The sequence below is a fragment of the Haloarcula sp. NS06 genome, from assembly GCF_051122755.1.
Classification (GTDB): domain Archaea; phylum Halobacteriota; class Halobacteria; order Halobacteriales; family Haloarculaceae; genus Haloarcula.
Genome location: NZ_CP184844.1, coordinates 1,592,866 through 1,617,891 on the forward strand (window position 1 = coordinate 1,592,866; position 25,026 = coordinate 1,617,891).

30 protein-coding genes and 3 pseudogenes are annotated in these 25,026 nt (G+C 64.0%); 21 read left to right on the plus strand and 12 right to left on the minus strand.

Annotated features, from left to right (window positions below):
• The first annotated feature begins 32 nt into the window (after positions 1-32).
• On the plus strand, positions 33-443 hold the full coding sequence (locus ACODNH_RS11965; protein WP_434530329.1) for an SHOCT domain-containing protein: 411 nt from the start codon (positions 33-35) through the stop codon (positions 441-443).
• Between the two features lie 4 nt (positions 444-447).
• Here the strand turns inward: ACODNH_RS11965 and ACODNH_RS11970 are convergent, their stop codons facing one another.
• Positions 448-1,401 (minus strand): AAA family ATPase, encoded by a 954-nt coding sequence (locus ACODNH_RS11970; RefSeq protein ID WP_434530330.1) that lies wholly within the window; start codon positions 1,399-1,401, stop codon positions 448-450.
• A 143-nt stretch (positions 1,402-1,544) separates the two neighbouring features.
• Between ACODNH_RS11970 and ACODNH_RS11975 the strand changes: the two genes are divergently transcribed.
• From ACODNH_RS11975 to ACODNH_RS11985, 3 genes are all read left to right on the plus strand, one after another.
• Positions 1,545-2,831 carry an O-acetylhomoserine aminocarboxypropyltransferase/cysteine synthase family protein gene (locus ACODNH_RS11975; protein ID WP_434530331.1) on the plus strand — a complete coding sequence of 429 codons (1,287 nt, stop codon included), beginning with the start codon at positions 1,545-1,547 and terminating at the stop codon, positions 2,829-2,831.
• Positions 2,828-4,036: a homoserine O-acetyltransferase MetX gene (gene metX, locus ACODNH_RS11980; protein ID WP_306704386.1), complete on the plus strand. Its 1,209-nt coding sequence runs from the start codon at positions 2,828-2,830 to the stop codon at positions 4,034-4,036. The genes ACODNH_RS11975 and metX overlap by 4 nt, the downstream gene beginning before the upstream one ends.
• Before the next feature lie 117 nt (positions 4,037-4,153).
• The gene (locus tag ACODNH_RS11985; RefSeq protein ID WP_004594080.1) at positions 4,154-4,456 is read left to right on the plus strand and encodes a DUF7130 family rubredoxin-like protein; all 303 of its coding nucleotides are present in this window, start codon (positions 4,154-4,156) and stop codon (positions 4,454-4,456) included.
• Positions 4,457-4,510: 54 nt separating this feature from the next.
• Here the strand turns inward: ACODNH_RS11985 and ACODNH_RS11990 are convergent.
• A pseudogene (locus tag ACODNH_RS11990) lies at positions 4,511-5,062 on the minus strand (hypothetical protein).
• Positions 5,063-5,150: 88 nt separating this feature from the next.
• Here ACODNH_RS11990 and ACODNH_RS11995 point away from each other — a divergent pair.
• From ACODNH_RS11995 to ACODNH_RS12005, 3 genes are all read left to right on the plus strand, one after another.
• Positions 5,151-6,035, plus strand: coding sequence for a ketopantoate reductase family protein (locus ACODNH_RS11995; RefSeq protein ID WP_434530332.1), 885 nt, complete (start codon positions 5,151-5,153; stop codon positions 6,033-6,035).
• A gap of 221 nt (positions 6,036-6,256) precedes the next feature.
• Complete coding sequence (gene dgoD, locus ACODNH_RS12000; RefSeq protein ID WP_434530333.1) at positions 6,257-7,432, plus strand: galactonate dehydratase; 1,176 nt, start codon at positions 6,257-6,259, stop codon at positions 7,430-7,432.
• 100 nt (positions 7,433-7,532) lie between these two features.
• The gene (locus ACODNH_RS12005; RefSeq protein ID WP_306704399.1) at positions 7,533-8,192 is read left to right on the plus strand and encodes a DUF502 domain-containing protein; all 660 of its coding nucleotides are present in this window, start codon (positions 7,533-7,535) and stop codon (positions 8,190-8,192) included.
• Positions 8,193-8,212: 20 nt separating this feature from the next.
• On the opposite strand, the gene ACODNH_RS12010 is transcribed toward ACODNH_RS12005, so the two are convergent.
• Entirely contained in the window at positions 8,213-9,145 is a 933-nt protein-coding gene (locus tag ACODNH_RS12010) for a branched-chain amino acid transaminase (protein ID WP_434530334.1), read from the minus strand.
• A gap of 214 nt (positions 9,146-9,359) precedes the next feature.
• Here ACODNH_RS12010 and ACODNH_RS12015 point away from each other — a divergent pair, with 214 nt between their 5' ends.
• The gene (locus ACODNH_RS12015) at positions 9,360-9,590 is read left to right on the plus strand and encodes a hypothetical protein (RefSeq protein WP_434530335.1); all 231 of its coding nucleotides are present in this window, start codon (positions 9,360-9,362) and stop codon (positions 9,588-9,590) included.
• Between the two features lie 138 nt (positions 9,591-9,728).
• Here the strand turns inward: ACODNH_RS12015 and ribB are convergent, their stop codons facing one another.
• The 4 genes and pseudogenes from ribB to ACODNH_RS12035 form a co-directional block, all read right to left on the minus strand.
• On the minus strand, positions 9,729-10,403 hold the full coding sequence (gene ribB / locus ACODNH_RS12020) for a 3,4-dihydroxy-2-butanone-4-phosphate synthase (RefSeq protein ID WP_306704405.1): 675 nt from the start codon (positions 10,401-10,403) through the stop codon (positions 9,729-9,731).
• Positions 10,390-11,089 (minus strand): annotated as a pseudogene (locus ACODNH_RS12025) (DUF120 domain-containing protein). The gene ribB and the pseudogene ACODNH_RS12025 overlap by 14 nt, the downstream one beginning before the upstream one ends.
• A 197-nt stretch (positions 11,090-11,286) precedes the next feature.
• Positions 11,287-12,267, minus strand: a complete 981-nt coding sequence (gene twy1, locus ACODNH_RS12030) for a 4-demethylwyosine synthase TYW1 (protein ID WP_306704409.1) — start codon at positions 12,265-12,267, stop codon at positions 11,287-11,289.
• A 79-nt stretch (positions 12,268-12,346) separates the two neighbouring features.
• Positions 12,347-12,484, minus strand: coding sequence for a hypothetical protein (locus ACODNH_RS12035; RefSeq protein ID WP_306704411.1), 138 nt, complete (start codon positions 12,482-12,484; stop codon positions 12,347-12,349).
• Between the two features lie 143 nt (positions 12,485-12,627).
• On the opposite strand from ACODNH_RS12035, the gene ACODNH_RS12040 reads away from it, so the two are divergent.
• A complete protein-coding gene (locus tag ACODNH_RS12040; protein WP_306704413.1) occupies positions 12,628-12,795 on the plus strand; it encodes an FmdB family zinc ribbon protein in 168 nt (55 codons plus the stop codon).
• Between the two features lie 27 nt (positions 12,796-12,822).
• Here the strand turns inward: ACODNH_RS12040 and ACODNH_RS12045 are convergent, their stop codons facing one another.
• On the minus strand, positions 12,823-13,395 hold the full coding sequence (locus ACODNH_RS12045; protein ID WP_306704415.1) for a peroxidase-related enzyme: 573 nt from the start codon (positions 13,393-13,395) through the stop codon (positions 12,823-12,825).
• 148 nt (positions 13,396-13,543) lie between these two features.
• Between ACODNH_RS12045 and ACODNH_RS12050 the strand changes: the two genes are divergently transcribed.
• Entirely contained in the window at positions 13,544-14,017 is a 474-nt protein-coding gene (locus tag ACODNH_RS12050; protein ID WP_306704417.1) for a DUF6789 family protein, read from the plus strand.
• A gap of 33 nt (positions 14,018-14,050) precedes the next feature.
• Here the strand turns inward: ACODNH_RS12050 and ACODNH_RS12055 are convergent, their stop codons facing one another.
• Positions 14,051-14,575, minus strand: coding sequence for a helix-turn-helix domain-containing protein (locus tag ACODNH_RS12055; protein WP_306704419.1), 525 nt, complete (start codon positions 14,573-14,575; stop codon positions 14,051-14,053).
• A 145-nt stretch (positions 14,576-14,720) separates the two neighbouring features.
• Between ACODNH_RS12055 and ACODNH_RS12060 the strand changes: the two genes are divergently transcribed.
• The 6 genes from ACODNH_RS12060 to ACODNH_RS12085 all read left to right on the plus strand — a co-directional run bounded on the left by ACODNH_RS12060 (position 14,721) and on the right by ACODNH_RS12085 (position 18,867).
• A complete protein-coding gene (locus tag ACODNH_RS12060) occupies positions 14,721-15,095 on the plus strand; it encodes a NifU family protein (RefSeq protein ID WP_058993009.1) in 375 nt (124 codons plus the stop codon).
• 144 nt (positions 15,096-15,239) lie between these two features.
• Positions 15,240-15,785 (plus strand): CDP-2,3-bis-(O-geranylgeranyl)-sn-glycerol synthase, encoded by a 546-nt coding sequence (locus ACODNH_RS12065; protein WP_306704425.1) that lies wholly within the window; start codon positions 15,240-15,242, stop codon positions 15,783-15,785.
• 64 nt (positions 15,786-15,849) lie between these two features.
• Positions 15,850-16,116, plus strand: coding sequence for a hypothetical protein (locus ACODNH_RS12070; protein ID WP_306704427.1), 267 nt, complete (start codon positions 15,850-15,852; stop codon positions 16,114-16,116).
• 56 nt (positions 16,117-16,172) lie between these two features.
• A complete protein-coding gene (hemC, locus tag ACODNH_RS12075) occupies positions 16,173-17,321 on the plus strand; it encodes a hydroxymethylbilane synthase (protein WP_434530336.1) in 1,149 nt (382 codons plus the stop codon).
• The gene (gene cobA / locus ACODNH_RS12080) at positions 17,318-18,079 is read left to right on the plus strand and encodes a uroporphyrinogen-III C-methyltransferase (RefSeq protein ID WP_434530337.1); all 762 of its coding nucleotides are present in this window, start codon (positions 17,318-17,320) and stop codon (positions 18,077-18,079) included. The genes hemC and cobA overlap by 4 nt, the downstream gene beginning before the upstream one ends.
• Positions 18,079-18,867, plus strand: coding sequence for a uroporphyrinogen-III synthase (locus tag ACODNH_RS12085; protein WP_434530338.1), 789 nt, complete (start codon positions 18,079-18,081; stop codon positions 18,865-18,867). Before cobA ends, ACODNH_RS12085 begins: the two co-directional genes overlap by 1 nt.
• A 33-nt stretch (positions 18,868-18,900) precedes the next feature.
• On the opposite strand, the pseudogene ACODNH_RS12090 reads toward ACODNH_RS12085, so the two are convergent.
• Positions 18,901-19,627: pseudogene (locus ACODNH_RS12090) on the minus strand (PspA/IM30 family protein).
• Between the two features lie 215 nt (positions 19,628-19,842).
• On the opposite strand from ACODNH_RS12090, the gene ACODNH_RS12095 reads away from it, so the two are divergent.
• The 5 genes from ACODNH_RS12095 (at position 19,843) to ACODNH_RS12115 (ending at position 22,876) form a co-directional block, all read left to right on the plus strand.
• The gene (locus tag ACODNH_RS12095; RefSeq protein WP_434530339.1) at positions 19,843-20,097 is read left to right on the plus strand and encodes a hypothetical protein; all 255 of its coding nucleotides are present in this window, start codon (positions 19,843-19,845) and stop codon (positions 20,095-20,097) included.
• A gap of 1 nt (position 20,098) precedes the next feature.
• On the plus strand, positions 20,099-20,647 hold the full coding sequence (locus tag ACODNH_RS12100; protein ID WP_434530340.1) for a hypothetical protein: 549 nt from the start codon (positions 20,099-20,101) through the stop codon (positions 20,645-20,647).
• 75 nt (positions 20,648-20,722) lie between these two features.
• The gene (locus tag ACODNH_RS12105; RefSeq protein ID WP_434530341.1) at positions 20,723-22,186 is read left to right on the plus strand and encodes a DHHA1 domain-containing protein; all 1,464 of its coding nucleotides are present in this window, start codon (positions 20,723-20,725) and stop codon (positions 22,184-22,186) included.
• Between the two features lie 96 nt (positions 22,187-22,282).
• A complete protein-coding gene (locus tag ACODNH_RS12110) occupies positions 22,283-22,516 on the plus strand; it encodes a hypothetical protein (protein ID WP_004594051.1) in 234 nt (77 codons plus the stop codon).
• Between the two features lie 42 nt (positions 22,517-22,558).
• Positions 22,559-22,876 (plus strand): DUF5783 family protein, encoded by a 318-nt coding sequence (locus ACODNH_RS12115; RefSeq protein WP_306704442.1) that lies wholly within the window; start codon positions 22,559-22,561, stop codon positions 22,874-22,876.
• Positions 22,877-22,946: 70 nt separating this feature from the next.
• Here the strand turns inward: ACODNH_RS12115 and ACODNH_RS12120 are convergent, their stop codons facing one another.
• Both ACODNH_RS12120 and ACODNH_RS12125 read right to left on the minus strand, forming a co-directional pair.
• Entirely contained in the window at positions 22,947-24,020 is a 1,074-nt protein-coding gene (locus ACODNH_RS12120) for a DUF4350 domain-containing protein (protein WP_434530342.1), read from the minus strand.
• A 1-nt stretch (position 24,021) separates the two neighbouring features.
• Positions 24,022-24,948 carry a S49 family peptidase gene (locus ACODNH_RS12125; protein ID WP_434530343.1) on the minus strand — a complete coding sequence of 309 codons (927 nt, stop codon included), beginning with the start codon at positions 24,946-24,948 and terminating at the stop codon, positions 24,022-24,024.
• Between the last annotated feature and the right edge of the window lie 78 nt (positions 24,949-25,026).

A 25,026-nucleotide genomic window follows, 5' to 3' on the forward strand; every position in this document is an offset into this window, starting at 1 on the left:
AATCCATTGTGGCGTGGTGACAAGTCAGTAGTATGACCGACCGGTCCCCGCTGCGACGGGCCAGAGACAACGCGACGGAACTCGCCTCGCTGGCGGTCACCGGGTTCTGGCTTGTCGCCCTCGTGACGGGGCAGGAGTGGTGGCTCGCGGCGCTGCTCGTCGGCTACGTGGTGGTCGCCCCGCTGACGGAGTTGCTATATCGCGATACGGACAAGGAGGTGGCAGATATCGAGGAAGCGGACCCAGCGCCGTCGAGCGATGGCAGTGACGAAACACCGCTGGAACGACTGCGCCGCCGGTACGCTGACGGGAAACTGACCGACGAACAGTTCGAGCGGAAACTGGAACGACTGCTCGAAACGGAGACGCTGGACGATATCGAAGACAGCGCGGTGGTCCGAGAACAGGAGCAGGATCGACAGCGCGAGACCGAGCGAACCTGAACAGTTAGGGACTGACGGCCGGTACCTCGACGCGGTCCAGCACGTCGTCGACGACGGTCGCCGGGTCGACGCCGCGGACGCCAGCGTCGGCAGTCAGGACAAGTCGGTGGGCGAACGCCTCCTCGACGACGGTTTTCACATCATCCGGGACGGCGTAGTCGCGGCCGTCGAGGACCGCGGCGGCGCGAGTCGCCTCGAACAGTCGCTGAATACCACGCGGAGAAACGCCGACGTCCACGCGGTCGTCCTCGCGGGTCGCGCGGCCGAGTTCGACGACGTAGTCTCGAAGCGTGCCGTCAACGGTGACCGACTCGACGGCTCGTTGGAGCGCCGGCAGCCGCTCGCCGTCGATGACGCTGGTGACGCTCGGCGCCTGTGCCGTGCGGTCGGCCCGCCGGTCGATGAGTTCGCGTTCGCCGCCGAAGTCGGGATACCCCATCGATGTTTTGACGATGAAGCGGTCCCGCTGGGCCTCGGGGAGGCCGAAGGTCCCCTCCTGTTCGACGGGGTTCTGCGTGGCGATGACGAAGAATGGCTCGGGCAGGTCGTGAGTCACACCGTCGACAGTGACCTGCTTCTCGCCCATCGCTTCGAGCAGCGCGGCCTGCGTCTTGGGCGGCGCACGGTTGATTTCGTCGGCCAGCACGACGTTGGCGAAGACGGGGCCGGGCTGGAAGTCGAACTCGCCAGTGGCCTCGTTGAACACGTTCGAGCCGGTGATGTCCGACGGCAGCAGGTCCGGCGTGAACTGCACCCGCTTGAACGAGAGGTCGAGCGCCGTCGCGAACGACTGGGCGGTGAGCGTCTTCCCCGTGCCCGGCACGTCTTCGAGCAGGACGTGCCCCCGAGCGAGGATACCGGTCATAACGGTTTCGAGGAAGTGGTCGTCAGCGATGACGGCACTGCCGACGGCGTCGAGAATCTGTCGGCTGGTTCGTCCGGCAGTGTCGTGGTCCATACCGGCGTGTAGACAGCCACCGACAAATACCCTCTCCCTCGGTTTCGCCGGTCGGCGAACCGACACCGTGGTATCCTATCACAATAAGAGAGAATTGCCGTAACTCTGAGTTATAGATAGCTAGAGATATATGCATACTGCACATGACTGACGACTACGGATTCGGGACGCGCTGTGTCCACGCCGGCCAGGAGGAGCCGGACCCGGCCACAGGGGCACGCGCGCCGCCCATCTATCAGACCTCGTCGTACGTCTTCGAAGACGCCGACACCGCGGCCGACCGGTACGCCCTGAATGACGACGGCAACGTCTACTCCCGGTTCGACAATCCCACCGTCCGGATGCTCGAAAACCGCATCGCGTCGCTTGAAAACGCCGTCGACGCCGTCGCGACGGGGTCAGGGATGGCCGCACTTGACGCCGGGACGTTTGTCCTCGCGGCCAACGGCGACAACATCGTGACGGCCTCCTCTATCTATGGCGGCACCCACTCATATTACTCCAACACCGCCAGCCGCCGGGGCATCGAGACGCGGTTCGTCGATACCCTCGACCCGGACGCCTACGCCGAGGCAATCGACGAGGACACGGCTTACGTCCACTTCGAGACCATCGGCAACCCGTCGCTGGTCGTCCCGCCGATGGAGGAAATCGCCGAGGTAGCCCATGACCACGGTGTGCCCGTCTTCGTCGACAACACGTTCGGAACGCCGGCCCTGTGTAACCCGCTAGACCACGGTGTGGACCTCCTCTGGGAGTCGACGACGAAGTGGATCCACGGCTCCGGGACGACCGTCGGCGGCGTCCTCGTTGACGGCGGCTCGTTCCCCTGGGACGAGTACCCCGAGAAGTTCCCGGAACTCGGCGGCGAAAATGAGGCCTTCGGCAAGAACTTCTCCGAGGCCTTCGGCGACCGCGCCTTCTCCGTCGCCGCCCGCCAGCGCGCGCTCCGGTCGCTTGGCGACGGCCAGAAGCCGTTCGACGCCTGGGCGACCCTCCAAGGCGCGGAAACCCTCTCTCTGCGGATGGAACGCCACTGCGAGAACGCGATGGCTGTCGCCCAGCACCTCGAAAACCACTCCGAGGTCGCCTGGGTCACCTATCCTGGGCTGGAGAGCCACGAGACCCACGACCTAGCACAGCAGTACCTCTCCGGCGGGTTCGGCGGTATCGTCACGTTCGGGCTGGAAGCCGGCTACGACGCCGGCCGACGGTTCTGCGAGGAGACGGATCTAGCCCAGTTCCTCGCGAACATCGGCGACGCCAAGACGCTGGTCATCCACCCGGCCTCGACTACCCACGCCCAGCTCAGTGAGGCGGAACAGCGTGCCAGCGGCGTCACGCCGGACCTCCTCCGGTTCAGCGTCGGCATCGAAGACCCAGAGGACATCATCGCAGACATCGACGCCACAATCGAACGAGTCACATGAACGTCGAACACAACACCGTCTCGCTCGGCGAGTTCGAGTTCGACTGCGGGGAGACGATTCCGGATCTGGAAATCACCTACGAGGCCTACGGGGAGTTCGACGGCGACAACGCGGTGCTGGTCTGTCACGCCCTGACTGGTAGCGCCCACGTCGCCGGCCGCGACCGGGTCGACAGTGCCGATCAGGCCCGCGCTTGGTGGGACGACATAGTCGGGCCGGGCAAGGCCATCGACACCACGGAGTACTACGTCGTCTGTGCGAACGTGCCCGGTTCCTGCTACGGCTCGACGGGACCGAAAAGCGAGAACCCGGAGACGGGTGAGCCCTACGGCACCGACTTCCCGCCGGTCACCGTCACAGACTGGACCGAAGCCCAGCGCGCGCTGCTTGACGAACTCGGGATTCCGCACCTCCATGCTGTCGTCGGCGGCAGCGTCGGTGGCATGAACGTCATCGAGTGGGCCAAGCGCCACCCGGACCACGTCGACCGCATCGTTCCCATCGCCGCGGCTGCGCGACTGGACACGCAGTGCCTCTCGCTCGACGCTATCGCCCGCCGGGCCATCACGACCGACCCGAACTGGAATCAGGGCCACTACTACGGCGAGGATCAAGACCCGCCGAGCGACGGGCTGGCGCTGGCCCGCCAACTGGGCCACGTGATGTACCTCTCGAAGGCGTCGATGGAGCGGCGCTTCGGCCGCCGCGCCGCCGGCCGGGACGCCGTCCGCACGTTCCCCACTGACGCCGCGGGCGCGTTCTTTCCGTACCGCGACGTGGAGTCGTATCTCGATTACAACGCCGAGAAGTTCACCGAGCGATTCGACGCCAACAGCTACCTCTATCTGACGCGGGCGATGGACAACTACGACCTCGCCGCCGGGTTCGAGTCCGACACGGACGCGCTGGCGGCGTTCGACGGCGACGCGCTGGTGATGTCCTTTACCGCCGACTGGCACTTCACCACCCAGCAGGCGGAGGCGCTAGCCGACTCGCTCCGGGAGGCCGACGCGAACGTCGCCCACCACGTCATCGACTCCGACCACGGCCACGACGCGTTCCTCGTCGAACCGGACAACGTCGGGCCGCCGCTCGCGGACTTCCTCGACGCGGGCGTCGACGGTAACGCCGTCACCGATTCGGTGGTCGAGGACAGTCAGGAGAGCGACTTCGCACCCGTCCACAACAGCCTGTTCTCGCGGTAGCGACGCAGGCATCTCAGGGGCTGACTGGGCGATCTTCTCTCCTCGGTCGGCTCGTCGATCATGCAATTCTCGGCTCACGCTAGCATTTAACACATCTCGGACCGACTAGCTCTATGTATGGCTGACATGACCACGAACATCGAAAGCGAGGAGTATTCGTTCGGACAGACGGTGTACGACGAAGACGGCAACGAACTCGGGACCATCCGCGGGTTCGACGAACACGGGTTCTACGTCACGGTTGAGGACGGCATCGAAGCGATGTCAAGCGAGCATCTCAGCGCTGGGGCCGCGGGCGAGGCCGAACTGATGTGGCGCTGCTGGGAATGCGGCGAAATGGGCCAAATAGAGGATATCCCCGACGAATGCCCGTCCTGTAACGCGCCAAAAGAGGATATCTACTATTGGCAGGAGGATTGAGACGGCTCGGTGGCTGTCTGGAATCACCGACTGCATCCGCGACGGTGGTTACGCTTACTCGAATCGCTCGGCGACGCCCGGTCCGACTGCTTCCTGCACTGTCTCGCCGGCCGACGGCGGGAGCGAGAACCGAAGCGTCGTCCAGTCGAGTTCGAGAATTGCGTGCCCGTCCTCGTCACCGATGACGACGTACACCAGTGTCCCCCCGTAGACTCGCGCCAGCGCGTCGAACGTCTCTGCCGTCATCGGCACCGTTCCGGTCGTGTGAGTGTCCGTAGCCGAAACGTCGGTGTGTCCCGCGAGTGTCTCGACAGCGAACCGTTCGTGCTGGGGGTATCTCGTCGTCCGACACCGAGGTGGACGAACGCTTTTGCGGGGGATCGCGGTGACGCGTCCAGCACCGCTGCGAGCACGTCCAGTCCAACCGCTTCGTCGGGGTCGGATAGCTCGAACCGATGCCTGGTTTCCTCTTCCGGCCAGGTCGGCCCCGGTTTCGACGCCGCCACCGATCCCCTCCCACGCCGTGACGATGGTCTCAGTCAGCCGGTCGATACCGATCTCGTCGATAGCCCGAACTACCGCCTCGGCGTCGTCGGAGTCGCCCATGCTCACTCGTTCGCCCCTCGTGGGCAAGTGCGTGCTGATTTGGCCCGCCAGTGATGGGTTTTTGTCCGGGCCGTCCCTGCCCGTCGGTATGGATATCGTCGTCGTCGGGGCCGGGAGCCTCGGCAGCCTCGTCGGTGGCCTGCTCGCTCGCGAACACGACGTGACGCTCGTGGGCCGAGAGCCACACGTGGGCAGCGTCAGCGAGAACGGTCTCTCGGTGGTCGGAGCCGAGCAGTTCCGGGTCCACCCGAACGCACAGACGCCGATTCCGCAGCGTGCCGACCTCGCGCTGGTGACAGTCAAGGCATACGACACCGCTGCAACGGCAGCGGACCTTGCCGACTGTACGCTCGATGCGTGTCTCTCACTCCAGAACGGGATGGGCAACGAATCGCAGTTGGCTGCCGAACTCGACTGTCCGGTGCTGGCAGGGACGTGTTCATACGGCGCGCGACTCCAAGAGCCGGGTACCGTCGCGTTCACCGGCCGCGGCGAGATCGTGCTGGGGAACCGCAACGGCGGCCGGTCCGCAGTTGCCGACGACATCGGGGCGGCGTTCCGTGCGGCCGACATTGAGACGACCGTCGCGGAGGACATGCCAACCCGGCTCTGGGAGAAACTCGCAGTCAACGCCGGCATCAACGCGGTGACAGCGCTCGCCCGTGTGCCGAACGGTGCGCTGGCCGACTCACCGGCCGACGATATCGCCGCTGACGCCGCCCGTGAGACGGCCGCCGTTGCCCGCAAGCAGGGCATCGACCTCCCCGACGAGCGCGCGGTGTCGCTCGTCGAGCGTGTCGTCCGTGACACTGCCGCCAACCACTCGTCGATGTATCAGGACATCTCGGCCGGCCGTCGGACAGAAATAGACGCCATCAACGGCTACGTCGCCGAGACTGCGACGGTGCCGGTCCCCGTGAATGAAACGCTTGCCGGTCTGGTCCGCACATGGGAGCGCCACCGCGAGCAGTAACTAGCTGCAACTGACCGCTACCGACGCGATAGCGGGGGTTTGCGTTATCACAAACACCGGGATATCGGCGCTGACGGCCGCTCTGGAATCACACAATGACTATATACACGTCTCCTATGTGTGTCTCACATGACTCCACACGCCGACGAAGCACGGTTCGAAACATCGCGTACTGCTCTCCACGGGACTGATGTGCATGGCACAGCGCGGAGGACACTGGAATGACAGCGGCCGGCGCGAGCGGGAACCGCATCGTCGACTACGAACTGTTCGAGGTGCCGCCCCGGTGGCTCTTCCTTCGACTGGAGACGGCCGACGGGACCGTCGGCTGGGGCGAACCCGTCGTCGAGGGACGGGCCCACACCGTGCGTGCGGCCGTCGAGGAACTGCTTGACAGCTATCTCGTCGGGGAGAACCCCGAGAACATCCAGGACCACTGGCAGGCGATGTACCGCGGCGGCTTCTACCGCGGCGGCCCGGTCCTGATGTCCGCTATCGCCGGCATCGACCAGGCGCTGTGGGACATCAAGGGCAAGCAACTCGGTGCGCCGGTCCACCAGCTGCTTGGCGGGCAGGCACGGGACCGGATTCGGGTGTACCAGTGGATCGGTGGCGACGAGCCCTCGGACGTAGCCAGCGCCGCTCGGGAGCAGGTCGACGCTGGGTTCACGGCGCTGAAAATGAACGCGACACCGAAGATAGAGCGCGTCGACACCCCGGCCACGGTTGAGGCCGCCGCGACACGCCTGCGAGAGGTCAGGGAGGCCGTCGGGCCAGAAGTCGACATCGGCGTCGACTTCCACGGCCGCGTCACGAAGCCGATGGTCAAACGGCTCGCGTCCGCGCTGGAGCCCTACGAGCCGATGTTCATCGAGGAGCCAGTCCTACCAGAACATAACGACGCGCTGCCGGCGCTTGCGGCCCACACCGAGATTCCGATTGCAACCGGCGAGCGGATGTACTCGCGCTGGGACTACAAGGAGGTGTTCGAGGACGGTGCTGTCGACGTGATTCAGCCGGACCTCTCCCACGCCGGCGGCATCACCGAGGTGTACAAGATCGCGTCGATGGCCGAGGCCTACGACGTGGCGATGGCCCCTCACTGCCCGCTCGGCCCGGTCGCCTTGGCGTCGTGTGTTCAGGTCGACGCCTGCTCGCCCAACGCGCTCATTCAGGAACAGAGCATCGACATCCACTACAACGAGACCACCGACGTGCTGGACTACCTCGCCGACCCGTCCGTGTTCGACTACGAGGACGGGTTCGTCACCGTACCCACCGACCCCGGTCTCGGAATCGAGATTGACGAGGCGTTCCTCCGGGAGCAGTCCCAGCAGGAGGTCGACTGGCACAACCCCGTCTGGCGACACGACGACGGCAGCGTTGCCGAGTGGTAGTCCGGCAGCGATTCCCTCTGTCGCCCCCCGTCAGCGACCGCGTTGGTGATTGAACGCACCAAAGGAAAGGGCTCATATCCCGCGCCCGATACGTACCTGTATGGCCTCCTCAACGTCGTGGAAGCGCGATTTCGCGAGCGGCCTTATTATCCTGCTGCCGCTTCTCGTGACAGCATACGTCATTCTCTATCTCTACTCTATTCTCGCGTCCGCAGCGGTTATCGACGCCATTGACAGCCAGTTGCTGTCAACGCTGGGACTCCCTTCGGGAGAGCCGTCTGTTGAACTCGCTCGGGTGTTCACGACGCTGATTATCTTTATCCTCATCGTATTCTCTATCGGCTATCTGATGCGGACGGCCTTCGGCGATATCGTCGAACGCGCAATCGATGACGCAATGAACCACGTGCCGGGCCTCCGGGTGGTGTACAACGCCTCGAAGATGGCGGTCGAGACGGCCGTCGGGGGAACCGAAGACCTCCAGGCGCCGGTAAAACTCGAAGTGTGGGACGGGATGCGGATGACGGCGTTCAAAACTGGACAGACGACCGACGACGGCCGCGAGGTGCTCTTCCTGCCGACGGCGCCGAACATCACGACCGGCTACGTCGTCGAGGTTGAACCGCACCGCTACGAGGAAATTGATGAGCGCGTCGAAGAAGCGCTGACGCGCATCCTCAGCGCCGGCTTCGGCGACACGGACCGTAGTAACGCGACGCCGATTCCGGTCGCCGACGAGGACGACCTCGCAGACAATTAACCGCGGAGTTCAGTTCCCGCTCAGACGTAGTGGAACCACTCTTCGCGGTCACCGCTCTCAATCACGTCGAAGAAAGCCGACTGAAGCTCGTCAGTGACCGGCCCCTTCGTCCCCTTGCCGATTTCGTTGTCGTCAACGCTCCGGATGGGGGTGACCTCCGCTGCCGTCCCGGTGAAGAACAGTTCGTCAGCGGTGTACAGTTCGCCACGGGAGATGGTCGCTTCTTCGTGGACGGTGTAGCCCATCTCTTCGGCGAGCGTGATTGCGGTGTTGCGGGTGATGCCTTCGAGGATGCTCTCGGCCAGCCCGGGCGTGTAGATTTCGCCGTCCCGGATCATGAAGATGTTCTCGCCCGGCCCTTCGGCGACGTTGCCCTCCTTGTTCAGGACGATGGCCTCGGTGTAGCCGTTCCGGCGGGCCTCCTCGCCGGCGAGCATGCTGTTGACGTACAGCCCGGTCGTCTTGATGTTGGTCGGAATCTGGCTGGAGGCGTGCTTGCGCCAGGACGAAACCATCACATCGACGCCCTCCTCCAGCGCTTCCTCACCCAGATACGCGCCCCACGGCCACGCTGCAATGGTGGTCTTCGTCGGGCAGTCTTTCGGGCTCACGCCGAGCGAGTCGAAGCCGTAGTAGACGATGGGGCGGATGTAACACGATTCGAACCCTTCCGTCTCGATGAGTTCTGTCGTCGCCTCGGTGAGTTCGTCTTTGCTGAACTCGATGTCGAGGTCGTAGGGTTTCGCGGACTTGTACAGGCGGTCTAAGTGTTCCTCCCAGCGGAAGATTGCCGGCCCCTGTTCAGTGTCGTAACAGCGAACACCCTCAAAAACGCCGGTCCCGTAGTGCAGCGCGTGCGTGAGAACGTGGGTCTGTGCGTCCTCGAAGTCGACGAACTCGCCGTCCATCCAGATACGGTCTGTTCCCTCGAACATCTCCGGACGGTCGCTCATCGCACGACCCCTCCAGTGAGTTGCCAGTCGCGATGTCCGCGGGTGGTGCCTCCTGCTGTCTCGTCGTGTGTCATATCTACCCCATTGATTCCCTTGGTTAAGAGTGTTGACGATACCCCCGCGGGTCAGGGTCGCGCTGCCTGACACGTCCAGTACGGATCACTGTTCTCGTGAGCGCAAACGCTTTAGTGAAATCTGGTCGTCTGCACCGCACATGTCCTCCCTGAAGCGGTCGCTCCACCGTAGCGTCGCTGTTCTGTTGCTTCCGCTGGGCCTGCTCCTGATTCAGGCCGAGGTCATCACGCGCAATCTCTCCGGTGTCGTCGAATCACCGGTCCCCGGGCTCTCTCGGGCCGTGGGTATCGCGTTGTTCACTGGAGCGACGCTGTACCTCGTCGCCAGCGGTCTCAGACAACTTGGAGCGGCGGCGGATACACCCTTCTGACTCGCAAACCGGTCCAGCCCCATGATTGCCGGACATAAACACTGGCTGCCCGCTTCTCATGATGTCGGACGTACGTCCCTCAATAATCCCGACGCTACGGAGTGACGACTAAGTCTGTCTCAGCTACAGCCGCCAGTATCAGTCGAAGCGCTCTAGCAAGCTGGCACCTTCGACGTACACGAGTCCCTCGCGGTCGGCGTAGGTCCGTGCTGCTGCCGGGGGCAGCGCTGCACCCGTCTCGTCGTCCAACATCTCACAGACCACGGCGGCCTCGGGTTGGTCGGCCGCGGTCGCGAGCGCGAGCGCGAGTTCAGTGTGACCTTCGCGGTCGGAAAGGCCGTCCGGAGCCGCGCGGAGGAGGTGGACATGGCCCGGTGACCGGAAGGCATCGCTGAACGCGTCCGGGTCCGGGTCCGCCGCGACGGCGGCCAGTTCCCGGATGGTCAGCGAGCGGTCCTCGTCGGTGATGCCGGTAAAGGTATCGCGATGGTTCACCGTCAGCGAGAACGAGGAGCGCTCGTCGTACGCGAGGTCGTGGTCGGCCGCTGTCGGATGGTCGAGGACCTCCTGCATGAAGGGGAGTTCCAGCGCCTCGGCAACGTGGTCCGAGAGCGCGACGCAGACGAGGCCTCCGGCGTCGTTCCGCATCCGAGCGACGGCTTCGGGCGTGACGGCACCGGCCGGATAGACGAGGTCCGTCTCGCCCTCGCGGTCGGCGGCGTCGTGGATCAGCACCGGCTCGCCCCGAGCGAATGCGGCGACGGCGTCGGCCACGCTGTCGGCGTCGGCAGCGGTTTCTTCACTCCGAGACATGCACGATCACCTCGTCACCGTCGGCCAGTTCTAGCGACGCCACGGAGCTTCTCGGGCGCGATCACTTCGAGTTGTTCCTCGCCGTGGTGGGTCCGCTCGGGGGCGATGACGTGGGCCGGCTCGTACTCGCCGTCGCTCCCCTCTATCGAGGCAGGGTAGCAGTACGCGGGGCCGTACGTCCGCTCGTCGTCCTCCCAGCCCTCAATGGTGACCGGCTCGATAGCGCTCATCCGCGCTCGCTTGCGGACGCTCTCGGCTGTGAGTTCGAGATTGAGCGTGCCCGCGAACGGCTCGTACCCCAGCCGTTCGATGAACTGCTCCATGTAGCCCGGGAGCGTAATGTAGTGGCGACCCTCGCCCATCCCCGAGGTGACGACGCCGGTCAGATCGACGCTGGCGTCGGATTCGAAGATCCGTCGGTAGTCGGCGTATTCGGACTGGAGGCGTCGTTCACCGTCTCCGGTCAGTTCAACCTCTTGCCCGTCACTGACGATATCACGGGCCAGCAGCCCGGCGTCTTCGAGCCGCTGGAGCCGCCGCGAGGCGGTCTGGTTCGAGGCGTCCAGTCGTTCGGCGAGATCGGCACAAGACACCTTCGTCGACTCGTCGAGCGCACCGTCGAGGGCGAGCAGTTTTAGCGTCGCCAACTCGTCCCGACCGACGCCCTGTCCCATTGATTCAGCCATGCACTGCAGTAGGGATTCCCGCCGGATAAGCATACCGAAGGTGGAATGCATTCCACTTTTGGAACAGTAGAAAACTGGTACGGGGTTGGTAGCAGAAGCGCGTCTTACTGTTCCTGCTGGATACAATTTAAACCGCTGCCTAACACGTTCAGCCCATCACACTGCTGTGATTGGGCGTCCCCTGCTGTACGATGCAGTCAGTACTCCACAAGCGCGTCCTGCTCCCAAAAATCGCTCGACTTCTCCAGTTTCGGGACCCAGGTGTTCTCGTCCTCGGCGAGCATCGCCACGCGGGAGTCTTCGACCTCCTTCAGCACGTCATGGTCGGGGAGGTACTCGCCCATCTCCCGTGTGAACTCCCTGACTTCGCTGTGGTCGGGCATCGAGTCTCGGTCGAGACGACCACGCGAGTGGCCGACGTGCATGTACGCCTTCATCTCGACGAAATCCGCGTCGGCCCGGTCACACATCGCCGCGTACCACTCGGGGTGGTGCATGTTGTGGCCCTTGACCAGCGTCGTCCGGATGACGGTGCGGGTGTCGTCTTTCTCGGCCAGCACGTCTAGCGTGTCGATGAGCGAGTCCCAGGCGTCGTCCTCCATCGCCTGCACCGTCGAGTCGAACGTCTGCCGGTCGGCGGCGTCGACGGAGATGTACAGCTGGGTCGGGTCACACCGCTCGAGCATCTCCGTGTTGGTCCCGTTGGAAACGAGGAACGTGGTGATGTCGCGGTCGTGGAACTCTTCGATGAGTTCCGGCAGGTGCGGATAGAGCGTGGGTTCGCCGTCCAGCGAAATGGCGACGTGGCGCGGTTCCATCGCCTGATCGAACACCTCGCGCGGGACCTCATCGTTGCCACCGAAGCCCGACAGCAGTTTTCGCTGGAGTTCCACGGAAGCGTCGGCGACTGCCGCCGGGTCGTCCCACTCCACGTCACCGAGTTCGTAAGCGTGGCCAGCGTGGTCGCGCCAGCAGAACACGCACCGCTCGTTACATTTCACGACCGGCGTCATCTGGATGCAGCGGTGTGATTCGATACCGTAGAAAATGTACTTGTAACACTTCCCCTCGCCGCGGAGGGCGTTTTTTGTCCAGCCGCAGGTCTGGGCGGCCGTGTGGTTCTCGCTGTGGTAGGCCGGGTCCGAGACCTGTTTCGGACCGCCGTCGGCGTCACTCATTGGACACCGATTCAACAGCCAGCGGCAAAAACTCCCGGATGTTGTGCGTCAGCAGCGATGCTTCGGGACTGCGTTGCGCTTACGTCAGCTTGACGATGGGGTTGCTCATGTGGTGGCCGACAACGTTGCCGTTCTCGATGATTCGGTCGTAGCCATCGTCGTCAACTTCGATCCGCGTTTCGCTGTCCTTCTGCATCAGATAGAGTGTTTTGTTCATACACCTGTGGATGCCCCTGATAGGCAAGACCAGAACTACTAGGTGTATAGATACGCGCTGTGATGCATGCTATATGTATCAAACCACACCGGAAATGTACTTCAGCCGGAAGATTTTGGGGGCTCGACGTTGAGTACACTAGTATGGGTGTGCTTGACACGGTCTCCGAGCTGTTCGGCTCCGGAGAACGGCCCTACAGGTTCCGCTGTGATGACTGCGGGACCGAGTTCGCACAGCGCGCGGCGACAGTCGAAGACCTGACCTGTCCGGAGTGTGGCGCTGAAACGGTACGGCCGGCCGAGGCGGCGTGAGAGCGGGCGTCCAGCACGCCGACCGTATCAGCGGCCCAGGTTGTAGAACTCGTCGTTCGGGCGGATGTCGGCGAGCTGTGCGAGGCGGTTCGAGAGGTTGAAGAAGGCGGCGACGCTGCCGATGTCCCAGATAGCACGGCGGCTGTAGCCGTGTTCCTCCAGCCGTTCGAGGTCCGCGTCCTCGATACGGGCGGGCGATTCGGTCAGTTTGACGGCGAAATCGAGCATCGCCTTGTGCGTCTCGTTAATCTCGGCCGTCCGGTGGTTCGCGGCGACCTGCTCAGCGAGCTTGGGCGCGTCGGCGTAGATCCGCAGGAGCGCACCGTGGGCGACGATGCAATAAAGGCAGTCGTTGACGCCGCTGACAGCGACGATTATCATCTCGACTTCTTCGCGTTCGAGCGCCGTCTCCTCTACTAAGGCGTCGTGGTACGCGAAGAACGCCCGGAAATGCGAGGGGCGATACGCCATCGCCGAGAAAATGTTCGGCGTGAAGCCGGCGCGGTCGGTTTCCTCCGCGATACGCTCTTGCAGGTCCTCGGGGAGGTCGTCGATGTCTGGGGTATCGAACCGAGCCATCACTGTGTCGGAGTCTGCCATACCACCTGTCCGTCCGGCCCCGGCTTGAAAGTTGGTTGCCTGTCTGGCCATGGCCGGCGGGAGCCAGCGTATAGTTCTTCCGGGGACGTGGCACGAGGCCGAACAGCCACGCCGGCTCTTTTGCTAGACGGCGTGACCGTTCGCCTGCATGTCAACGACGACAGAAACGACACAGACGTACGATGTCAGTACCGGCAACTGGAAAGCCGGCGTTCTCGGCGGTATCGCCGGCAGCGCCGTCATGGGCGCGCTGATTCTCGTCATGAACACTGCGACGCTCGCCGTCGCAATCCCGTCCCTGTACGGGCTCGCACCGCCGCCGAGTCCGGGGGCCGGCCTCGTCGTCCACCTCTCACACGGGGCTGTGATGGGCGTAATGTTCGCCGGGCTAGCGAGGGTCCTCAGTCTAGAATCGTCCGGCAAACTGTTTGGACTCGGTGTCGGCTGGGGCGTCGCCACCTGGGTACTCTTCGCCGCGCTTCTGATGCCAGTCTGGCTCGGCGCGGTCGGCTCACCGGCCTCGCCCCCGTTCCCGAACTTCGCGCCGCCGTCGCTGCTGTGGCATGTCGTCTACGGTGCTGTCCTCGCGGTCGTCTACGCTGTGACTGCCGACCGCATCTGAGAGCGGACTGTTCCTGAGTTGTCGCGGTCGCCACTACCGCTCCTGAAACACGGTCCACTGCCGCTCGTCGGTTTCGGCGTCGGCTATCGCCTCGACCTTCTCACGCTGTAGGTCGTCCAACTGCGCGGTCGCCAGCCGGACCCACGACAGGAACGCCCCGCGGAGCCGCTCACGCACTACTTCTGGCGGCTGTGGCGTGTAGACGTACACGTGCCCACCCTCCGGCCTGATTCGCCGGCGCTTCTCGACGACGCCGAACTCCGCGAGATGGTTGAGATGCCGTGCGACCACGCTCCGGTCGTAGCCGATCTGCTCGGCCAGTGCTGCAACGGTCAACTCACCGCCCTCCATCACGCAGAGACAGATGTCCAGCTCGGTCCCGGACATATCGAAGACGGTCTGCAGCAGGGTTTCGAGCGACGGCTCGCTGACTGCCGTCTCCCCTGTCTCGGTCGCCGCCATCGGCTCGCCGCAGCACGCCGGCCGGTTGTCGCCGATGCCGACGCCGCCACAGGTCGCGCACTCGAACATCTGCGCTTCATCAGCGGAGGGTGTCATACCACGGGCTACTCGCCCCGCTCGTAGAAGGTTCAGGTATGTTCAGGGTAACTACGGACAGGTGCCCGCGGGCCGCGGTTTCTCCCTCGTGATATAGATGTTAGTCCAAAGGTCTAAGCCCTCCCGGGACGGAATACAATTCACTATGAGCACTGAGACAGAGGACGCCAACGACCTGCGCGAGCGAATCACGAACTTCCTGCGCCGCAACTTCCCCCAGATCCAGATGCACGGCGGAAGCGCGGCCATCGAGGAAATTGACCGCGAGGAAGGCAGCGTCACGATCCGCCTCGGCGGTGCCTGTTCCGGCTGTGGCATCTCGCCGATGACCATTCAGGCCATCAAGACGCGCATGACCAAGGAGATCCCGGAGATCAACGAGGTCACCGCCCGAACTGGGATGGAACAGCAGGAAGGCATGTCCGGCGGAAGCGGCGGCATGAGTCCGTCCTTCCCCGGTGAGTCTCGCGGCGGCGACGTTGGCGGCGACGAAGACGAAGGCCCCGAAGCGCCGTTCTGAGGCCAGTTCTCGATCTTTTTTAGACTCGTTGACCAGCAACGCGTATAGGCGTGCCCGTGTAAGTCCCGGAGTCTGTGGCCACTCTCGCTAACCCCACAGCGGCGAGTCACACACATTAAGACGACGGGGGCAGACGGCGGGGATATGGAGACGGTCGACACGGTTGTCTGGGCGCTGTGGGCGATGTTGCCGGCGTACATCCCGAACAACGCCGCGGTACTCGCCGGTGGCGGCAGACCGATAGACGGTGGCCGAACGTGGGGCGGGCGGCGAGTGCTGGGTGACGGCAAGACCTGGCGTGGGACGCTCATCGGCACCGCCGCCGGGACGCTACTCGCGCTCGGACTGACGCAGGTCGCGCCCAGCGTGAGCACTGCACTGGGAACCGACCTCCCGACGTTTTCCCTCCGTGCGGGACTCGGACTCGCCTTCGGTGCGATGCTCGGGGACATCGGCGCGTCCTTCCTCAAACGCCGGACGGGCCGTGAGCGCGGGGCCGCGTTCCCCGGGCTGGACCAGCTGGACTTCGTCGTCGGAGCGTTGCTCTGTGCGCTCGTGGCCGCGCCGTCGTGGTTCACCGAGACGTTCACCCTCCCGGTGCTAGTCGTGGTCGTCATCGCGACGCCGGTGCTACATGTCGTGACCAACGGCATCGCCTACCTGCTCGGCCTGAAAAACGAGCCGTGGTAACGCGCTGCATGGACTCACGGACTGCACCACAGAAATACGTGTACCCACCACAAAGCCGTACTCGATGGCCCTGACCAGTTCCCTCCCGGTCGGTGTCCCGCCGGTCATTCGGCGCGCGACGGCTGCCGGCGTGCTCTGTACGGCGGTCTTTCTGCCAGCCATGTACGTGCTCCTGCACGCGTTCGTAGTGCTCACAGTAAGTGTCGGTCCCGTCGACACGCTCAACAGACTGATCGACTTTGCCCTCGTCGCCGGGGGCGCGACAACGTTCATAGCGGGCTTCGTTTCGCAGTGCGTGCTCGGAACTGTGTTCGCTGAGACGACTGCGTAACGACATCGAATCGACGAAGAAGTGCGTTTTTACGCGCTGACCGAGGAATGTCGGGTATGACAACACGCGGGGAGACACTGCAACTGGCGACGCGGGGCTCGGACCTCGCGTTGCGCCAGGCGGCGACGGTTCGGGATTCACTGAGCAGTCGCCGACTGGCGGTCGAACTCGTCGAGGTGGAGACGACGGGCGACCAGATACGGGACGAACTCATTCACCGACTGGGGAAAACCGGCGCGTTCGTGCGCAGCCTTGACGAGAAGGTGCTTGACGGCGAACTCGACGCGGCGGTTCACTCGATGAAGGACATGCCGACCGAACGGCCCGAGCGCCTCGTTGTCGCGGCGGTCCCCGAGCGGGCCGCCGCCGAGGACGTGCTGGTGACGCCCGACGGCCGCTCGCTCGAAGAACTGCCCGAGGGCGCGACCGTCGGCACGTCGAGCCTGCGCCGCAAGGCGCAGTTGCTCGCTGAGCGCGACGACCTCACTGTCGAACCGCTCCGGGGCAACGTCGACACGCGTCTTGCGAAGCTGTTGGCTCCGTCGCTCCAGCAGGAACATCAGGAGCGCCACGAGGCCGAACAGGAGCAGACGGACGACGCCGAGGACTCCGACGAAGGGGACGAGGAACACCCCTACGACCGAACGGTCGAGGAGTGGTTCGACGACCTCACCGAATTCGAACGGCGGGCGATGGAGCGGGACCCAGACACCGAATACGACGCTATCGTGCTGGCGAAGGCGGGGCTCCACCGCGCCGGGCTCACGCGCTACGTCGGGCTGTCTGATCTCGACCCCGACCGGTTTGTGCCGGCCCCGGGGCAGGGCGCACTAGCGGTGACCGCCGTCGATGGCGACCTCGCGCTGGATATCAAAGACCGGCGAGATGACCCCCAGACACGTGTCGAGACGACCGTCGAGCGAACGATTCTCGAAGAACTGGGCGGTGGCTGTGTCGCTCCAATCGGCGTCCACGCCCAGCTAGAGGGTGGCGTTGTCCATACGCGAGTTCGCGTCCTCTCACAGGACGGCACTGAGGAAGTCTCGGTCGGTCGCGACATCCCGGCTGAATACCATATCGACGCGGCACAGGACCTTGCGGCGGAACTCGCCGAGCAGGGCGCTGACGACCTCATTGCCGAGGCCAAGCGGGACTCGACGGACGCCGATGACGCCTCGGCAGTGCGGGAGGAAAACGAGGAATGACGGACGCTGCACCCGGCAAAGTGTATCTGGTCGGCTCCGGGCCCGGCGACCCGGACCTGCTGACGGTCAAGGCAAAGCGCCTGCTGGAGGAGGCCGACGTGGTGTTGCACGACAAGCTCCCTGGCCCGGAAATCATCGGGATGATCCCCGAGGAGAAACGTGAGGACGTGGGCAAACGCGCCGGCGGCGAGTGGACGCCCCAAGAGTATACCAACGCCCGACTGGTCGAACTGGCCGAAGAAGGAAACACCGTCGTCCGGCTGAAAGGCGGCGATTCGATGGTGTTTGGTCGCGGCGGCGAGGAACTGGCCCATCTCGCGGAGCACGGAATCCCCGTGGAGATCGTTCCGGGAATTACGAGCGCTATTGCCGGCCCCGAAGCTGCCGGGATTCCGGTCACGCACCGTGATTATACCTCCTCTGTCTCCTTCGTCACCGGCCACGAGGACCCCACCAAGGACGAATCGGCTGTCGACTGGGAGGCGCTGGCCGCGACCGGCGGCACGCTCGTCGTCCTGATGGGCGTCGGCAAGCTCCCGCAGTACACCGAAGCCCTGCGTGAGGCAGGGATGGACCCCGATACGCCGGTCGCGCTCGTCGAACGCGCGACCTGGCCGGACCAACAGGTCGCAACTGGGACGCTCGACACCATCGTCTCCGTTCGTGACGAGGCCGGTATCGAACCGCCCGCTATCACCGTCATCGGCGAGGTAGCCGGCGAGCGAGAGCAAGTGGTGGAGTTCCTGGAGGGGTACTGATGCGCGAAGAACCGCGTCTACGCGTGGCCGCCTTCCGGCCCGATGATGAGCGCCTGAACGACGCAGTCGAACTCATCGAATCGCTCGGTGCCGACCCGGTTCCGGACCCGATGCTTGCGATCGAACCGGCGACGGCCGACGATGCCGACGGTGATCGAGACGATAGGCTAGTCACGCCCCGTACCGACGCCGACTACGTCGTCCTGACAAGCAAGACCGGTGTCGAACTCGCCGCCGAAGCCGGCTGGGACCCCGGCGAGGCGACGGTGTGTGCCATCGGCGAGTCGACCGCCGAGGCGCTTCACGAGGCCGGTTATGACGTCGACATAATTCCCGCGGAGTACTCTTCGACGGGACTCGTCGAAACGCTGTCCGGAGCGGTGGCCGGCACGAGAGTCGAAGTCGCCCGGTCGGACCACGGCTCCGCAGTGCTGACTGACGGACTGGAGAACGCTGGCGCGTACGTCCACGAAACCGTGCTGTACCGGCTTATCCGGCCCCCGGAATCAGGCGAGTCCGCGGAGCTGGCAGCAAGTGGAGACCTCGACGCGGCGCTGTTCACGTCCTCGCTCACCGTCGAACACTTCCTTGATGCGGCTGCGGACCGCGGTGCCCGCGGGGCTGCCATCGACGGGCTGAACGAGGCGACTGTCGGCGCAATCGGCCAGCCGACGCGAGAGACGGCCGAGGACGCCGGTATCTCGGTCGATGTCGTTCCCGACCAAGCCGACTTCGAGGCGCTGGCTTGCGACGCCGTTGAGGCGGCCGCGCCGACCCACCACGAGTAACGGCTCCGATACGGTTTCGGCGTTTCCCCCGAGCTATTCTGCGGCTTCTTCGACGGCTTCGCGCTCGTCCATCTCGGCCCGCAGCGCCGCCAGTTCGTTCTCGACGGCCCGTTCGCCGGAGAGGCGGTCGAGTTCCTGGTCGATTGAATCGCCCTCGTCGAGTACGGATTCGAGCTGGCCGCTCGCTTCGAGTTCCTCCAGCGCGGCCGCACGTGCCTCCATCTGTTCCGTGCGCTCCGTGGCGCGTTCGATGGAGCGGTGTACATCGGCCATCGTATCGCCAGCGCCGGTAAACGCCTCCGAGACCCGCGCCGACGCTTCGGCGGCCTGATAGCGAGCTTTCATCGTCTCTTTTTTCGTCCGGAACTGTTCTATCTGGCTGCTGAGTTCGGCCCGCTTGCCGACCAGCCGGTCCTGTGTCTCTTGTAAGCCGTCTATCTGCCCTGTTAGCTCCGTTATCTGGCTGACGTTCACCTGCTTCTTTTCCAGCGCCCGGCGTGCGAGGTCGTCACGGTCCTCCTGCAGGGCGGCCCGGGCCTGCGTGTCGTGTTTCTCGACGTTTCGACCGCAACCGGGTTCGGTGTATCTCCAGCCGTTTCTTCTGGGTCGTCACGTCGGCGATACCGCGCGTCACGTCCTGTAGTTCGCCCCGCATCTGTTCATATGAGTAGTCCAGTTCCGCCGCTGGGTCCGAGGTTCGGTTTAAGAGGGCGTTGAGCTTGGCACGGATAGCGAACGCGAACCGTCGGAGGAAGCTCATCGGGACCGCTCCGGCAGACAGATAACTCGATTCGGTTCCGACTGTGGCTCGGATGTGACAGCACTCATGTTATCCAGTATGGATGAACGCATTATAATAACAGGGTACCACTCCGTTTAAGCCGAGTTTAATCCGCTAACATAACTGAGATCCGTGACTATCTGATCTTACTGTCTGGCTACTTGAGGGGTGCTGGGAGCAACGAATACGTGAAGATGACACGATCCTTATTGCGTACGGCCGGGACGCTGGCACTCGCACTGACACACCTCATCGGCGTGGCTGCGGCCGTACCCACAACCGGTGGGGGCGATACGACGAACGCCGTCGGCCCGCCCGGCGGCTTCCCGGATCAGGTCCCTGACTTCGTGGCGGCGATCATCGAAGCGATTCAGGTGTTCCTCACCGATGAGAGCGGCGCCAGCCCTGGAGGGGCCGTGAGTGGCGTGGCTGGCGAGAACGGTGGCTAAGATGGATGGTAAGCTACTCGCCGTCATCGGCATCGTCGTACTCCTGCTCGCGGGTGTCGGCGGGGCGTTCGTCACCAATCTCGGCCCGTTCCAGGCGGAAAGCAGCGGCGAGGACCTCTCGGAGTTCCCGACGGAAACAACTGAAGCCACTGAGAGCGACACCGCAATTACCGATACTGGTAATTCTGACGGCGGCGCAGCAAGCACCCCGCCGTTCGCGTTCACCGTCGACTCCATCGAGGAGTGCGGCCGGACCTGTCGTGATGTGACTTCCACGCTGACAAACCAGCAGAACAGCACAGCGGATGATATCACCGTTTACACGCGGATTTACGCCGGGAACACTACCGATGGTGACGTAGTCTGGCAGGGCTCCGAGGACGTTGGCACACTCGAAGCAGACGGATCCTACACCACGACCCGGCGCGTCGATCTGGCGTTCAGTGACGCTTACGCTATCGAACAGGCGGATGGCTGGATAACTATCCGAACGACCATCGAGACAGCCGACCAGACCGTCACCATCAGCGACCAGCGGGAGGTCATCTGACGGGGCACGCCGCACTGGCGCGAACAACCGTGCGTCTGAACGTTTTTATGCCGGAGCGCACCTATCCCCGGTACGATGACTACGACCGGCCCTGTTCCAGCGCTCGCCGACCGCGCGGCCGCCTGCGCTGACCGACTCCGGGCGGCCGACCGCGTGTTGCTGGCCTCCCACATCGACGCCGACGGGCTGACCAGCGCCGCCATCGCCACCGCGGCGCTGTCGCGGGCCGGCATCCCTGTTGAGACCGTCTTCAAGAAGCAACTCGACGCCGCCGAAATTGAGAGTATCGCGGCCCGTGAGTACGACACCGTCTTATTCACCGACTTCGGCTCGGGCCAGCTAGACGTGATCTCCGAGCACGTCGCCGCAGGCGACTTCGAGGCAATCATCGCCGACCACCACCAGCCGTCGGACCCGGGCGACTGCCACCCAGACGCGGTCGTCGACACCGGCGGCTACGCCGACTTCGAGACGCATCTTAATCCGCTGCTGGAAGGCATCAATGGTGCGTCGGAGCTTTCGGGTGCAGGCGCGGCGTATGTCCTCGCCCGCGCGCTCTCGACCGGAGAAACGGACAACCGCGACCTCGCCGCGCTGGCGGTCGTCGGCGCGGTCGGGGACATGCAGGCCGTCGGCGGCGAACTCGTCGGGGCCAACGCCGGGCTCGTCGAGGATGGAATCGCCGCCGATGTGCTTGAGGAAGGGACCGATCTCTCGCTGTACGGCAAACAGACCCGGCCGCTGCCGAAACTGCTCGAGTACGCCACGGAAGTCCCGATACCGGGCATCTCGAACGATCAGGCCGGCGCGACGATGTTCCTTGAAGGCCTCGGACTGGATCTCAAATCCGATGATGACTGGCGCACGTGGGCCGACCTCTCCGATGACGAGCGCCAGACTGTCGCCAGTGGGCTGGTCCAGCGAGCTGTCGAGCGCGGCGTCCCAGCGGACAAGATAGAGACGCTCATCGGCACGACCTACACGCTGACCGCGGAACCACGCGGGACGGAACTCCGGGACGCAAGCGAGTTCTCGACGCTTTTGAACGCCACCGCTCGCTACGAGCGAGCGGACGTGGGGCTTGCAGTGTGTCTCGGCGAGCGTGACGCGCCGCTTGAGCGGGCGCGGACGCTGCTGTCGAACCACCGCCGGAACCTCTCGGAGGGCCTCACGCTCGTCAAGGAGCGCGGCGTCACGCCGGCGGGGACCGTCCAGTGGTTCGACGCAGGCGATGCCATCCGCGAGACCATCGTCGGCATCGTTGCCGGGATGGCGCTGGGGACCAATGGTGCTGATTCGGACAAGCCTATCATCGCCTTCGCCAGCACCGACGAGGACGAGACCAAAGTGTCCTCACGGGCGACCGGCCCGCTGGTCGGCCGGGGCGTCGACCTGTCGGTCGTGATGCGTGACGCCGCCCAGTCCGTCGGCGGCGACGGTGGCGGTCACGATATCGCAGCGGGTGCGACTATCCCGTCTGGAGAGGAGTCGGCGTTTATCCAAGCGGCTGACGAAATTATCAGCGACCAACTGTCGTAGCGACGACAGCCCGGAACGCGCGACGGCGCAACGTACGACTTCCACCGCCAGTATCAGCAATAAAAGCTATACGTCCGCTTCTCCGAACACCCCACGATGGACTCTCGGGGCCTGTTCGATATTGCACTCGTCGTCGTCGCCGGCCTGCTAGCCTACACTGAGACGTTCGGCTTCGCGAACCCACGGACGACGCTACAGGAGATTATCGCAGCTATTGCCGGGCTGGACATCCGCGTCTTTCTCGTCCTAGGTGGCATCTTCGGCATCTGTTTCGTCGCGTACCTCACGATGTATCTCCCGCAGAAGGACGCACGCACGATACAACGCTGAACATCGGGCCATCTTTATCCCCAGCCCCATACCGTTCTGGCAATGACAGAGTTCGATCCCGAGAAGTTTGAGGACAAGTACGCGAACTACTTCCCGGAACTGCAGAAGGCCTACAAGAACGCCTTCGAGCGGATGAACGACACGTACGACTCCGAACTGGTCCACGCGATCGACCAGCAGATCCTCAATGAGTCAGAGCCGTTCTACGAGGACGGCGAGTTCAGTGTCGAATTACCCGAGAACCCGACAGAACGGCTTTCAGCGGTCATCGTCGACGACGAGAAACTCGACACCGTGCTTTCCGAATATATTGATGAAATCGAGCACGAACTGCGCCGCGTGTTCAATCTCGACGACTGACTGTACTCGCCGCGAACGATTGCTACGGTTCTGTTCTGCGAGTATACCAACGCAAACGCCCGGTGACGCCCTATTCGTCGGACGTCATGGTCTCATTCGGCTCGGGGGCCGGGGTTGAATCCGGTTCGGACGGCAACGTGCTGCCACCGATTCCCGTACCGGGGAGCGATCCGCCAGGTCCGGACTCACCAGACTCTGCGGTCTGTGGCGCGTCTGCGGGTGATTTCTCGCCCGTGACGAGGAAATCAAGCAGGTTCCCGACCAGTTGCTCGTTGTCGGCCCGGTAGAGGAACTCCTGCGTGAAAACGTTCGTGTCACCGACGGTGACGACGTTCCCCGAGCGGGCAACGACGCCGTACGTGTCCTGTCGCCGGGTCTTCGAGAGCGTTGTCTGTTCCGTCGTCGTGAGCGCGGTGTTGCCGCCATGAACGGGGATTGCGGCGTAGAAGACCGTTCGGTCGACGCCCGCTGTGAGTTCCGTATCTCCCGTTGGCGTGGCGTAGACGTTCTGGTAGTTGGTGTCGTACTCGTGCATATTGTACAGGTAGCCGTTCCCGTACGAGAGACCGTACTGGCTTGCCAGCGGCGCCATCGGCATGGTCACGCTGTCCGATCGAATCGGGCCGAACAGTCCCAGCCCTGCGGGGCTCGCCTGCGACGGCTCGTTCAGCAAGAGCACGCGACCGCCTGCGTCACTGAACGCGGAGAGGCCGTTCAGTTCGCTCTCGGTGTAGCGCTGTTCCGCGCCGAGAACGACGAGGGCGTCAGCCGAACGGAGTGACTCGTTGAGCGGGCTCCCGCTCTGTCGCTCACCGACGTGGTATCGCACTGTCGCTCCGTTCTCGGTCAGGGTCGAGACGAGCGGCGTGAGTGCTTCGCGGTCGATATCGCCGGCGTGAGCGACGTCGATAACGACGACCTTCCCAGACGCGTCGGCCGACATCGAGAGGTCACCGCTCTCGTCCGCCGGAGTTGCGACGCCCTCGCCGCTGTTGAACGACGGGGCGTTCACCTGACTTACATCTGGGGCCGATTGCGCGCCGCCACCAATCGCGACGGTGCCGACAATCACCGAGAGGACGAGTATCCCGACGAAAAACCCTGCTCGGATGACTGGACTCGAACGCGAGCTATCGGCTGACATTTCAGGCTCCTCCCTGTGCGGTGCTGTTGTAGATGACCTGTTGGTTCTCCGGCGTACCGTATATCATGAGGAAGTGGACCGTGTCGACGCCCTGGAACGTGTACGGGGCGCCTTCGGCGGCGATGGTGGCGTTCCCACTGGCTCCACTCCCGCCAGTGAGGAGGAACAGCCCCCGTGGGTCCGCGGGGTTGTGGTATACGACCTGATACTCCGAGAGACCGGCCTCTTCGGCCGCGCCGGCTATCGCGGCTTCGAGTCCACCGACTTCATCCGCATAGCCGGTCTGGACCGCGCGACCGCCCTGATAGGCTGACGCTTCAGCGACAGTCTCGCGGGAGACGTTGAGCCTGTCACCGCGTTCAGTCATGACCGCACCGACGAAGGCTCGCTTCATCGATTCGAGGCTCGCGTAGTACTGGTCACGCGTCATCCCTCGATGGGCCTTGTCGGGCCCAGTGGTTGCGGATGCACTCAGGCCGTCGCTCGGCGCGGTGCCGATGACGCCGACGTGGCCAACGAGGCTGGCCGGCGTCACGTAGATGCGGTCGCTCGGGACCGCGGTGTAGTACGCGCCGGAGGCGGCGTACTGGTCAACGCTCGTGTACACCGGTTTCTCCGCTGAGAGCCGCTTGACGGCCAGATACATCGACTCACTGGCGGCGGCACTACCGCCGGGACTCGATACCCGGAGAACGACCGCTTCCACCGACTCGTTGCTGCGGAGTTCACGGAGCTCCTGTACCGTGTCCTGTGCGCTAGAACTGGAAATTGTTTCGTCGACATTCACTACAGCGACGTACTGTTCGTCACCCTCGGCGACCGACGCCGCATACGGCACGACGGCGGCACCAATGAGAATGGCAATAACCGCAAGTATCGTGTACGACTGGAGGGCAGTTGCGACCCGTCTATCGATTGGGTTAGTCATGCGACAACATCGATTCGCTGTCACGTTAGGCTAATAAAAGGATAGCCTGAACTGCTGGCTCAGAAGTCGCCGTCCCGG